Below are 12,348 nucleotides of genomic sequence, written 5' to 3'. Positions count from 1 at the left end.
ATATAATGAGGTATTTATATGAAAATTAAAAAAGGAGATATTTTTATATCCCTAGGATTATTAATATTAAGTTTCTTATTGGCTATGTATTTTCAAAGCTTTAATAGCAAGGAAAAAGGCCAGTATATTAGGATAGAACAGAATTCAAAACTTGTGGGAGAATACCCGCTTGATGTTGATAAAGAGATAGTGCTAGATGGTGATGGTAAGTATAACAAGGTTATCATCAAAGATGGCAAGGCCTTTATGAAAGAAGCAAATTGTAGGGATCAAATTTGCGTTCATATGAGGGAGATTAATGTTGATGGTGAAACAATCATATGCTTGCCAAATAGAGTTTATGTAGAAGTAATAGATAAGTCAAAAGAAGACGATAGTATAGATAGGGTAAACCGATGAAAGATATAAGAAATGTAACAAATATAGCCTTGCTTACAGCTATGGCTCTAGCTATATCTTTGCTTGAGCATATGATTCCACTGCCAGTTCCAATACCGGGGGCTAAGCTAGGTTTTTCAAATATGATTATTTTAATCACCCTATATATGTACGGTTTTAAATCAGCACTAATAGTAGGGGTTTTAAAATCCTTTCTTTTGATGCTAATAACAGGATCAGTTTCTGCCTTCTTCTATTCTTTAGCAGGAGCAATCTTATCAGCCATAGCTATGGCAATCTCTCTAAAATACCTATCAAAAGTTGCAAGTTTTATAGGTATAAGTGAGATTGGTGCATTTTTCCACAACCTTGGACAGATACTAGTTGCTATGGTATTTATGGGCAATGTAAAGATGATTATATATTTTCCAGCCCTTGTAATAATGGGGGTTTTCACAAGCTTTTTTGTTGGACTAAGCGTAAATTACGTGACTAGCCATATGAAGAAATTAAATCTTGGAGACATAAATAATGAGAAAGACAATTAAAGATTTTGATTTATCTGACAGGCCGAGGGAAAAGTTAATCAAAGAAAGTTCAGATTCGCTAAGTGATGAAGAACTCTTGGCCATAATATTATCTACTGGAACTAAAGAAAAAAACGCCATAGAACTAGCAAGAGAAATACTAGCAAATTTTTCCTACCAGGAACTATACGACATAGAGGTAAATGAACTTACTAAGATAAATGGAATAAAATCTGCCAAGGCCAGCAAAATTGTCGCATCCTTAAAATTTGGCAAGAGAATAGCCAAAAGAGTCAATCAAAGATCTATAACAAAGATAGAAAAAAGCGAAGATATATACAATTTTCTTAAAGAAGAGCTAGCTGATAAGAAAAATGAGTTCTTTTATGCTATCCTTCTTGATACAAAAAATGTTATAATATCTAAAGAACTAATAACTAAGGGGACCTTGGATGCATCTCTTGTCCACCCAAGGGAAGCATTTAGACCAGCTATCAAAAAATCTGCAAAATCTATAATTTTTGCCCACAACCATCCAAGTGGAAATCCAAGGCCTTCGGAAGAAGATTACAATATTACCAGAAGACTTGTAGATGCTGGCAATTTATTAGATATTAATGTTCTTGACCATATAATAATAGGAGAAAATGATTATTATAGTTTTAAAAAAGAGAATGACATATAGGAGCAAATAATAAATGAAATTTAGGATGATTGCAAATGATTTTGCAATTGATTTAGGAACAAGCAATGTTTCAGTATACAAAAAAAATGAAGGTTTGGTTTTAACTGAGCCTTCCTTGATGGTATTAGATGAGAACTCTACAAAAGTTTTGGCTGTAGGAAACGAAGCTAAGGAAATGCTTGGTAAAACTCCATCTAATATTCATGTTGTAAAACCAATAGTTAATGGTGTTATAACTGATTTTAACTTAACTGAAGCTATGTTAAATTATTTTTTTGATAAAATCAATCCTGGAATGAGCCTTATCCAACCAAAGGTTGTTATTTCAATACCAGATGGGATTACTGATATAGAGACTAGAGCTATAGAAGATGCAGCCTTGCATGCTGGTAGTAGGGAAATAATTTTAGCCCCACAAACCTTAGCTCAAGCCTTTGGCATGGGCCTATCTCCAGACGATCCTAGAGCCATACTTATGGTTAGTATGGGAGCTGGTACTACAGAAGTATCTGTCCTTTCCTTAAATGGCATAGTGACCAATGCTTCTCTTAAAAAGGGAGGAGACTATATAGATGAGGCCATTATTGATTTGTTTAAGAAAAATAAGAAGTTAGATATTGGAAAAAATACTGCTGAAAATATCAAAAATAATATCCTAAGTCTTAGAATCAAAGATGGAGATTTGTCAATGGATGTTGATGGCAGGGATATGATTTCAGCAAGCCCAAAGACAGTAGAAGCAAAAAGTCGTGACCTAGTTGAGGCTGTGATTTCTTATGCTGATGAAGTAATGAATATGATCTATGAAGTTTTAGAAAAGACTCCGCCAGAGCTAACAGGAGATATTAGAAGAGATGGATTCTATTTGTCTGGTGGCTTTGCAAATCTTAAGGGAATCAGAGAATATATAGAAGCCAAGCTTAAGATTTCTTCTTACATATCGGAAAATCCTGGTTCTGATGCAATACTTGGAGCAGGAAAAATCCTAGAAGAACCTGATAGATTTTTGAAATATCGTAAGTAGGTAAAAATGGTCTATAAAAGAGTAAAGAAAAACAACAAATCTTTTTTAATAACTATAGGTATATTAGTTTTGCTAATAATGATTTCATCCCAAAACGATACCATATCTGGTGCTGGGTCAAACTTGGCAAATACAATCTTCAAGCCAATAGAAAAAGTAACTTATTCCATATCGTCAGAGATTATGGGCCAAGTTGAAAGGACTGTTGGATCAAGAGAAACTAGAAGCCAAGTTGAAAAGTTAGAAGCAGAAAATAAGGCCCTTGAAATAGAAAATGCTAGGCTAAATACCATTATAAACAAGGAAGAATTCCTAAAAGAAGAAAGAGACGCAATAAGTTCTTCTGGTAATCAATACTTGAAGGCAAGTGTTGTAAATACAGACTTAAACTCAATGACATCCAATTTTACCATCGATAAGGGCAAAAAAGATGGAGTCAAAAAGAATGATATTATCCTTCAAGCTATAGGAGAAAGTGACTATTATACAGGCCTTGTTGGCAAGGTTACTGAAGTCTTTGAAAATACATCAAGAGTAGTAACTATAAATAATGAAGCAAATGACGTTTCATTTATCAATGCTAGAAGCAATGACTATGGAGTTATAGATAAGTTTACATCAAAAACTATCCAAGGTTATATGCTAGATGTTGATAGCGGAGCTAAAAACTCAGATGTACTTTTGACATCAGGTTTAGGAGGAGTCTATCCATATGGCATCTACATTGGGACAATTTCAAATGTTTCAATGAGTCAAGATTCACTTAGGAAAAATATAACCATAGATTCACCAGTAGACTTTAACCACCTATATAGGGTTTTGGTATTAAGTGGCAACAACGAATATAAATCTGACCAAGCGAATACAGAAGATAAAGAAGATGGAGGAATAAATGAATAAATTTAAAACATTTTTGATTTTACTTATATCATTTATCATACAAACCACCATTTTTTCTAAGATAAATATATTTGGTGCAAATATCAACATCATTATCCCAGCTATAGTAGCAATATCTCAAATATTAGGATATAAGGTCGGTGGATTTGGTGCTTTGATTATTGGCCTTGTTGAAGACTTTTTATTTACTAGCTTTATTGGTGTGAGAGCCTTGTCATATTTTTTGATAGGATCTTTTGTTTCAAGTAATCTTATGAATATTAGTAAAGATAAGCCAAGTGGAGCCATATCAACATTTTTTGCTAGTATATTTAATTTCTTTTTGATTAATTTGATTTACTATATCTTTACGAGCAAAACTACATTGGCTACATATTTACCAATACCATTGCTTGTTGAAGCCTTACTAAATTCATTGATTTACTTAATTTATATAAATCTAGTAAAAAAAGTTATGTATTTACCAACATATAGGATGTAGGGGTGGTCTTTAAGTGAGAAAACAAAAAGAAAGACGATTAATACTTATCGAAGTCCTAGTAGTAATCGCCCTAATAGCTATTGTAGCAAGGCTATACACAGTTATGATTAGCCAAGGAGATTATTACAGAGACTTATCAGATAATAGAAAAGTAAAAGAGGTAGACGAGATTGCTAGCCGTGGAAATATCTATGATAGAAATGGCAAAGTTTTAGCAACAAGTGTACCTGCTTTTGCTGTACAGATTTACAAGGACCAGCTACTAAAGCTTGATGATGAAGATAGGATTGATAGCCTATCAAAGCTAGTAGATATCCTAGAAGAAGATGGAGTAAACTACACTGATGGCTTTGCGATAAAGCTAAATTCTTTTGCCTACAAGAGAAATGAAGACTATTTTATCTTAGGGCAAATGCCTAATGAACTTGTTGTATCAACTCTTATCGACAACGATTTAATCTACGAATTTCTAACATCCACACTTAAGGATGAGAATATAGAATATGAAACAATAAAGACAGCCCTTTTAGCCTTAAAAAAACGTGGTATTGATATACCAGTTCACGTAAGCCAAAAAGAGGGAAACTTAGAAGTTACTTTTAAGGAAAATTCTGAAGAAAAATTAAAGGCTTCTGGTTATTCTATAGATGAAAACCCTATAGATGTAGTAGTAAGAGCTGTTGGCAATGACAAATCTGTTTTATTATCCATACTTGAAAACTCAAATGCGAGAATTCTTGCCTATAATATATTAAAGGAAAGAGACCTATTAGGTAGTTTGACCCTAAAAGATTATGCTATAAAAGCTGATGAGGAGTTAATTGAAAAAAAGGCAAAACTTTCCAAAGCTTATCCTGAGATTAACCTTAAAACATCTCCTAGTGACGATTTCTATGAGATAGTAAAATCCTCTACAATCAAGGACGTTTTGACCCAAGCTATAGTAAAAGACGACGGGGCTTATGTAATACCTGCAGATATCCTAATCCAAGAGCTAGAAAATAAGGGTATTTATGCAAACTTTGATACTGAGGTTATAACAGAAACGGAAGATGATAGGAATCTCTATACGGTAAATGTTAAATTTAGAAATGCACAAGCTGGTTCCCCAGTAGATGAACTGGCAAGGCTTGCAGATGAACATGGACTATTAAAACCACTCATACTATCAGAAGATATAAAATATATGGCTCAAAATGCCAATACAAGAAAAAATATTTATCCAAACATAGATGTAAGTGAAGATGACCCTAAAGATTGGGATTATACCTTTAATATAGAAAAAGATAATTTCTACACTTATTATGCAGCAAAAGATAAAGTTAATTCTAGAAAAAAAATTGTTGAAGTTTTGAACAAAGAAAAAGATCCCAAAGAAATACTAAATTATCTTAAGAAGATCAATGGTTTGGAAAAATTCTCAGATCTAGAAGCTGTAGGTGTCCTTACTATTGACAACCAAGTTAACAGACAAGGAAACTTTGGCTATAGGCCTATAAGCTTGGTATATAATATCGACGAATCAACCGTATTAAAGATCGAAGAAAATATCAAAGCAACATCTGGCATAGATGTAAATACTATTCCAATAAGGTCATATCCAAATAGATACCTAGCAAGTCATATCTTAGGCTACATGGGACCAATTGCAACAGAAGAAGAAATGGACAAATATGTCAAAAAAAGAGACTATTTGAGAGATGAAATCATAGGCAAAACTGGTATAGAAGAGTCCTATCAAGATAACCTAAAGGGCAAAAATGGCAAGAGCCTAGTGACTGTTGACTCAGCAGGCAATAGAAAACAAACCATATCCCAATCACCATCCGAACCAGGTGATGACCTATACTTATCCATTGATGCTGATCTTCAACAACAAGCCGAAAAGTCTCTTGCAGGAGTTTTAAAGGCTATTAGAGAAGGAACAGACTACCAATCAGAATATGGAGTATTTAGACCACTAAGGCGAGCAGCATATGCCCAAAGTGGGGCAGTAGTAGTATCTAATGTCAAAACTGGTGAAGTTTTGGCTATGGCAAGTTTGCCAGATTACGATCCAAACCTATTTTCAACGGGTATTTCCCAATCGGATTGGGAAAGCTTACAAGTCCCAGAAGATAGTGGACCACTAGTACCAAGACCTATGCTTAATATTGCAAGTCAAAGTGCGGTTGTTCCAGGGTCCACCTTCAAACTTGTAACAGCTCTTGCCGCCTTGGAAAATGGCCTAGATCCTCAAGCGGTAATCACTGACTATGGATATATAGAAATTGGAAACAGACGATTTAACAACCTTGCATGGACAGAATATGGAATCACCCAAGGTGAGGAAAACTTGTATGGAGCCATAAGAGATTCTAATAACTTCTATTTCTACGTTCTAGCCCTAGGTGAAAACCCTAGAGATGGTAAGTCAATAGGAACCAAGCTTGAACTAAATGATATTAGAATTGCGGCGGAAAAACTTGGTCTAGACCAAGTAACAGGTGTAGAAATAAATATACCAAAAGAATCTTCTGGAAATATTCCATCAATTGATAAGAAAATTCAGATAACAAGGACCATGCTAAAATCATATCTTGATGAAAATCTTCCTCTTCACCTAAAAGATGAAGTCAAAAAATCAAGAAGCGAATTTGAAAATGATGTTCTAGACATAGTAAACTTCACAGATGCTCCAAAAGAATGGAATCGAAATAAGATTATAGAGTTCCTAGATGAAAGAGGCTACGACCCTGAACTTATCCTTGAAGGGGAGAGAGCAGGACTTGCCGATACAATCAAATACACCTACCTAAATCAAGCTGAGTGGGACATAACAGATATGTTAAATATCGTTATAGGCCAAGGTCAGAATGCCTATACTCCACTTCAAATGAATAGGGCCATAGCTACGCTTACAAACGGAGGATATCTAAATAAATTCACCCTTGTAGATAAGGTAACTAATCACGATTCAGGAGATGTTTTATTTGATAATGTCACTGAGGGAACAAGGATAGAATTAAAAGATAGAAAATACCTAGAAGATATCAAATATGGAGCCTTACTTGTAGCACAAAACAACAAGATACTAAGTGAACTTCCAGTAGAAATAGGTATCAAGACTGGTACTGCAGAAGTAGAGGGTAAAAACGCTGATGGTGTAGGATATGATTCCTATGCATGGATGGTAGGATTTGCACCATATGATGATCCAGAAATAGCAATAAGTATCATTCTAACCCAAGGTGATACTTCTTACAATGTATCTCCTATAATGAGAGATATAGTGGCCAAATATTTTGATTTGAATGTTTACTCATCAAATCAAAATGAAAGCACAGATAATGTAGATACTGCTCAGTTTGGCGATAACGTCCCAGACCAAGGCGGGAATTTGATTGAAAACTTAGATAATAATATTACCGATATTACAAACGAGATTAATGGCAACAACCAAAATATGGAAAATCTTGATGATAATAAGGGGGGGATATGAAAGCATACGTTATAAAAGGTGAAAATGGAATAGGTAAAACTGATTTTGCAGTAAATCTTGCCGAATACCTACAAAAAAACGGCAAGGTGTTATTAGTTCAGGCCAAAAGAAATGCTAATTCTAATATTGAAGATTTCTTTCAGAAAGATGGGATGATTACCTATGATTTAGCTGATTATTTCTCTTCTTTGGCAACTCTAGATAAAATTATAGTCCATGAAACTGATAATCTAGACTTTATAATAAGCCCGCTTTTGGAAGATAAATATGATTTAACAAGAGAGGATTTAAATAAACTTTTATCCGAAATCTCATATGATTATGTAATCTTAGATGAAGTAAATCCAGACTTTCTAAATGAAAAAACGACTGTAGAAATAATAAACCAAAATCAAGTAAATAGTACATTTACTGCTGATACATTTTTTATAAACAAAGCAAGTGATGATTATGATATCAGAAATGATAAGCAAGCTATAGATGCAAAATCTGCTAGGTTTTTAGGAACAGTAAAAAATGGACAGTATTTCAAGGATGTTATAGAAAATTTAATTAATGGCAATGCCGTTGCAATAGCAAAATTAGGATTTTTTGAAAAATTAAAAATGAGCTTTAGAAAATAATAAAAAGGACTTGTTTGAAGTTATGATTTATTAAAACTTCGAACCAAGTCCTCTTTTTTTGATTTTGTTAATTTTTTTATAGCTATTTCCCTTTTTAAAGCCTCAGACTTATTACTAATCTCCTCATAATAAACAAGCTTACATGGCCTTTTTGATCTGGTGTACTTGGCACCCTTACCAGAATTATGAAGAGCTAGCCTTTTTTCAAGATCTATGCACCAACCAGTGTATAAAGAATCGTCTTTACATCTTAAGATATAAACATATCCATAAGTCATATGAAAATTTCTCCTATGACCCTTGAAATAATATCGTAATCAAAAGCCTTTGAAGCAAGGTACCTATAAACTTTTTCTTTAGTATAATAGTCATTCTTGCCACGTGATTTTTTAATTGCAAAATCATAGGCTTTTTGGTATTCTTCGTCATCAGATATATCCGATATATAAGTTTCTATAAGATGATTATCGATTTTCCTTGACCTTAGGGCATAGCGAATTTTATTTTTTGACCATTTTGAAATATTATTTTTATCATTGATAAAAGATTTTACATATGCACTGTCATCTATCAAATTGTAAGATTCTAAAAATTCTATAGTCTTACTAATAGCATCTTCATCATAATCATTATCTCTTAATAACTTAATAAGCTCAAAAGAAGTTTTTTGACTATAGGATATTTTTGCTAGTGCAAAATTTTTGGCCATATTGTATTGATTTTCTTTTAAAATTTCTTTATATGTATCAAAATCGACCTCATCTTCTAAAGATAAATTCAAGTCATTAAAAAAATCATAAGTCAAAGAAAATTCTTCACCAGCAATGGTTAGGACTATTAGATTGTATTTATCTGAATAATCTATTTTTTCAATAATCATATGCTGGCTATTGACATATAAGCATTATATATGATTGGTGCAACCATAGCTATAGCTATAACTATTGCAAAAATTTTAAGTAATGTTTTCTTATTTTTCATTATCTCACCTCTAGATTTATTTTACTACTAAAAGTTTAAATTACATTTAAACAAAAAATCTTATATAAAACTTGACACATAAGAAATAAGATTATATAATATATTTTGCAGTTAAATATTAAGGCCTTTTGTTAGTAAAACTATTGTTAAATATTTTTAATAAATACTTGACATATATTTTATATAGTGTATACTAGATAGGGTAATGACCTGGTGGGTATGGTCCAGTTGGTTAAGACACCTGGTTGTGGCCCAGGAGGCCGTGAGTTCGAATCTCACTACTCACCCCATGCGGGATTGGCGGAATTGGCAGACGCGCTAGACTTAGGATCTAGTGAGAATTTCTCGTGAAGGTTCAAGTCCTTTATCCCGCACCATAATGTGAAAGTAATCGTTGGTTTTCAATGGTTACTTTTTTTATTATTTTGTTTTATACTAATTGAAAAATAAGTTTATTGTAATATAATGATTTTAAGAGAAGCCACCTCTTGGTCTAAAAAAGCTCTTGATATTTATCAAGAATAGGAAGTAAACAATGGTAAATTACCACAAAAAAGACAGTAGCTGCCACTACTGTCTTTTTCTTGTTTTACTTGTTTTTGGAATGATAGTTGCTTATTGCAATTAATATTATTCCTACTAGCAAGGGAAAAATAAAATTTTCCAAGATGGAAGTAAACAAGTTTAATCACCACCTTTCACCTATTAATTAATAGGCAATATAATTATAGCATATAGTATATTTTGGTTAAATAAAAATGGACCATTAGTAATATTGAAAATCTTAAATAAATCATATGAATTTTAATAATAATTTAAGATATAATAAAATAATTTATCTTTTACTCTGTTAAAAATTTTCAAAATAGGTTATAATTTATATTAATAGGAGGATGTTTTGCAAAAATTTAAAAGAGTTGTATTAAAACTAAGTGGTGAAGCCCTAGCAGGTGATAGGGGCTTTGGCTTTGATGATAAAGTTATTGAAGATATTTGCCAATCGATCAAAAAACTACATTTACTAGGTGTTGAAATAGCAATTGTAGTTGGTGGTGGAAACTTCTGGAGGGGAAGATCTGGTACTACTATCGATAGGGCAAGCTCTGATAATATTGGAATGCTTGGAACAGTTATGAATGGTCTTAGGATTCAGGGTTCTCTTGAAGAAATGGGACTTGATACTCGTCTTATGACTGCCATAGATATGAAAGAAGTTGCAGAACCATATATTAGAAGACGTGCTATTAGACATTTGGAAAAGGGAAGGGTTGTTATCTTTTCAGCTGGAACAGGTCTACCATATTTTTCAACTGATACTACTGCAAGTTTACGAGCTCTTGAGATAGATGCCGATGTAATACTTCTAGGTAAGACTGGTACTGATGCAATTTATGACAAGGATCCAAATGTTTATGACGATGCCATCAAATACGATAGGCTAACCTATAAAGAAATCCTCCAACAAGAAATAAAAATTATGGATACAACTGCATCAAGCCTTGCTATGGATAATAGTATGCCACTTATAGCATTTGGCATAGATGATCCTAAAAATATGGTAAAGATTTTTACCGAGGAAGAAGATATAGGTACAATTGTAAAGGAGAAATTTTAATGAATTACGATCAGATTAAAAATACAGCTAATAAAGAAATGAAGCAAGCTGTTGAATCTTTTGAGACAAGAATAGCAAATATTAAGGCAGGTCGTGCAAGCGAATCTATTTTGGATGGTATTACATTTTCATATTATGGAACTGAAACACCAATCAATCAAGCTGCAACTATTTCTATCCCAGAAGCTAGACTTTTAGCTATCAAACCATGGGATAGGAACAATATTGGCCCAATAGAAAATGCTATTTTGAAAGCTAATATTGGAATCACTCCACAAAATGATGGTGAAGTGATAAGACTTCCTTTCCCAGCACTTACAGAAGAAAGACGTAAAGAATATACCAAAGAAGTTGACAAGTATGCAGAGGAAGCCAAAATAGCTGTAAGAAACAAAAGACGCGATGCAATGGATGAAGTTAAAAAAGCAGAAAAATCTGGAGATATTACAGAAGACGATAGATTTTCACTAGAAGAAGAGCTTCAAAATATTACAGATAAAAATATCAAATTACTAGAAGAAATCTCTGATAAGAAAAACCAAGAGTTATTATCTGTATAAAAAGTGAATGATCTTAATAAAATAAAAGATATATTAAACAAGGACATTATCCCTCAAAAAGTTAACAGCAGGGTTATGTCCTTGTTTTTAAAACAATTATCATTGTTGCTAAATTCTGGTATATCAATTGATACCAGTTTAAAAATCATTGAAAATCAGAAAATTGACAAGAACATTACCAAAGCCTTGGCAAATGTGAATCTAGACTTAGATAGGGGCTTATCCATATATGAGGCCTTTACTAATAATGAAAAATATTTTAATCCTATGATTATAGCCTTTATAAAAAGTGGGGATAAAAGTGGCAAGTTTTCTGAGATTTTGGATGACCTTTCAGCTTATATTGGCGAGGAAGATAAGAATAAGTCCACTATCAAAGAAGCTTTGACCTATCCTGTGATACTTTTTTTTATGACGATTTTGATAGTTGTACTAATTTTAAACTTCGTTTTGCCAACATTTCAAAATCTTTTTGCAGAAAGTGGCCAAAGTCTACCAACTACTACGAAAATATTATTAGCTATGAGTGAATTTATTAATAACTATGGATTTATAATTCTGCTTTTCATCATATTTATAGTACTTTCTATACTAATACTAAAAAGAGATAAGGATCTTGCTTATAAGATAGATAAGTTTCATTATAAACACTTTCCCTTTAGAAATCTTAGGCAGGAGAAGTTAGAATACCAAATATCATCCTTGCTTTTTATACTAAGATCTGGCGATATTGAAATAAATGACTCGCTAAGGCTAGTCAAAGAATCATTTAAAAATACATATGTAAAGGATGAAATAGATAAAATCATCAAAGACCTAGATTGTGGTATGACTCTATCAAACAGTATTGAAGATAAAAAAGATTTTAGTCCGCTTTTTAAATCAATGATTAAGATAGGGGAGGATAGTGGAAATTTGCTAGAGGCCTTGAAAAGATCAAGCCAATATTATGCCAACGATTACATATATAAATTAAAGAGAATAGCAAATCTTGCAGAACCAATTATGATTATTTTTATGAGTATCATAGTTGGATTTGTAGTTTTTTCAATTGCCATACCAATATTTGACTCAGTGAATACAATATAAAAAG

The 12,348-nt window shown here is 32.6% G+C and carries 13 protein-coding genes and 2 tRNA genes; 13 read left to right on the top strand and 2 right to left on the bottom strand.

Going from position 1 to position 12,348, the window contains the following annotated elements; translation table 11 throughout:
• The first annotated feature begins 18 nt into the window (after positions 1 to 18).
• From BQ7474_RS05975 to BQ7474_RS05940, 8 genes are read left to right on the top strand one after another with little or no spacing between them, the layout of a single operon-like run.
• Positions 19 to 399, top strand: a complete 381-nt coding sequence (locus BQ7474_RS05975) for a NusG domain II-containing protein (RefSeq protein WP_073998048.1) — start codon at positions 19 to 21, stop codon at positions 397 to 399.
• On the top strand, positions 396 to 926 hold the full coding sequence (locus tag BQ7474_RS05970) for a Gx transporter family protein (RefSeq protein ID WP_073998047.1): 531 nt from the start codon (positions 396 to 398) through the stop codon (positions 924 to 926). The genes BQ7474_RS05975 and BQ7474_RS05970 overlap by 4 nt, the downstream gene beginning before the upstream one ends.
• Entirely contained in the window at positions 910 to 1,590 is a 681-nt protein-coding gene (gene radC, locus BQ7474_RS05965) for a RadC family protein (RefSeq protein WP_073998046.1), read from the top strand. Before BQ7474_RS05970 ends, radC begins: the two co-directional genes overlap by 17 nt.
• A gap of 13 nt (positions 1,591 to 1,603) precedes the next feature.
• Positions 1,604 to 2,614 carry a rod shape-determining protein gene (gene mreB, locus BQ7474_RS05960; RefSeq protein WP_073998045.1) on the top strand — a complete coding sequence of 337 codons (1,011 nt, stop codon included), beginning with the start codon at positions 1,604 to 1,606 and terminating at the stop codon, positions 2,612 to 2,614.
• Between the two features lie 6 nt (positions 2,615 to 2,620).
• A complete protein-coding gene (gene mreC / locus BQ7474_RS05955; RefSeq protein WP_073998044.1) occupies positions 2,621 to 3,514 on the top strand; it encodes a rod shape-determining protein MreC in 894 nt (297 codons plus the stop codon).
• Positions 3,507 to 3,995: a rod shape-determining protein MreD gene (gene mreD, locus BQ7474_RS05950; protein WP_073998043.1), complete on the top strand. Its 489-nt coding sequence runs from the start codon at positions 3,507 to 3,509 to the stop codon at positions 3,993 to 3,995. Before mreC ends, mreD begins: the two co-directional genes overlap by 8 nt.
• Positions 3,996 to 4,008: 13 nt before the next feature.
• Positions 4,009 to 7,476 carry a penicillin-binding transpeptidase domain-containing protein gene (locus BQ7474_RS05945; RefSeq protein WP_073998042.1) on the top strand — a complete coding sequence of 1,156 codons (3,468 nt, stop codon included), beginning with the start codon at positions 4,009 to 4,011 and terminating at the stop codon, positions 7,474 to 7,476.
• On the top strand, positions 7,473 to 8,099 hold the full coding sequence (locus tag BQ7474_RS05940) for a P-loop NTPase family protein (protein WP_073998041.1): 627 nt from the start codon (positions 7,473 to 7,475) through the stop codon (positions 8,097 to 8,099). Before BQ7474_RS05945 ends, BQ7474_RS05940 begins: the two co-directional genes overlap by 4 nt.
• Positions 8,100 to 8,119: 20 nt before the next feature.
• Here BQ7474_RS05940 and BQ7474_RS05935 read toward each other — a convergent pair whose 3' ends face one another.
• On the bottom strand, positions 8,120 to 8,377 hold the full coding sequence (locus BQ7474_RS05935) for a GIY-YIG nuclease family protein (RefSeq protein WP_073998040.1): 258 nt from the start codon (positions 8,375 to 8,377) through the stop codon (positions 8,120 to 8,122).
• Positions 8,374 to 8,979: a regulatory protein RecX gene (locus BQ7474_RS05930; RefSeq protein WP_073998039.1), complete on the bottom strand. Its 606-nt coding sequence runs from the start codon at positions 8,977 to 8,979 to the stop codon at positions 8,374 to 8,376. Before BQ7474_RS05930 ends, BQ7474_RS05935 begins: the two co-directional genes overlap by 4 nt.
• Before the next feature lie 314 nt (positions 8,980 to 9,293).
• On the opposite strand from BQ7474_RS05930, the gene BQ7474_RS05925 reads away from it, so the two are divergent.
• The 5 genes from BQ7474_RS05925 (at position 9,294) to BQ7474_RS05905 (ending at position 12,344) form a co-directional block, all read left to right on the top strand.
• Positions 9,294 to 9,370 (top strand) — tRNA-His (locus BQ7474_RS05925).
• A 1-nt stretch (position 9,371) separates the two neighbouring features.
• Positions 9,372 to 9,457: transfer RNA gene (locus BQ7474_RS05920), tRNA-Leu, on the top strand.
• A 521-nt stretch (positions 9,458 to 9,978) separates the two neighbouring features.
• Complete coding sequence (gene pyrH, locus BQ7474_RS05915) at positions 9,979 to 10,695, top strand: UMP kinase (protein WP_073998038.1); 717 nt, start codon at positions 9,979 to 9,981, stop codon at positions 10,693 to 10,695.
• Entirely contained in the window at positions 10,695 to 11,255 is a 561-nt protein-coding gene (frr, locus tag BQ7474_RS05910; RefSeq protein ID WP_073998037.1) for a ribosome recycling factor, read from the top strand. Before pyrH ends, frr begins: the two co-directional genes overlap by 1 nt.
• Before the next feature lie 3 nt (positions 11,256 to 11,258).
• Entirely contained in the window at positions 11,259 to 12,344 is a 1,086-nt protein-coding gene (locus tag BQ7474_RS05905) for a type II secretion system F family protein (RefSeq protein WP_073998036.1), read from the top strand.
• Positions 12,345 to 12,348: the final 4 nt, after the last annotated feature.

Origin of the sequence: Anaerococcus urinomassiliensis (genome assembly GCF_900128425.1) — a bacterium.
Taxonomy (GTDB): Bacteria; Bacillota; Clostridia; order Tissierellales; family Peptoniphilaceae; genus Anaerococcus; species Anaerococcus urinomassiliensis.
The sequence above is the reverse complement of the archived record's forward strand: the minus strand, read 5'-3'. Positions and strand labels throughout refer to the sequence as shown.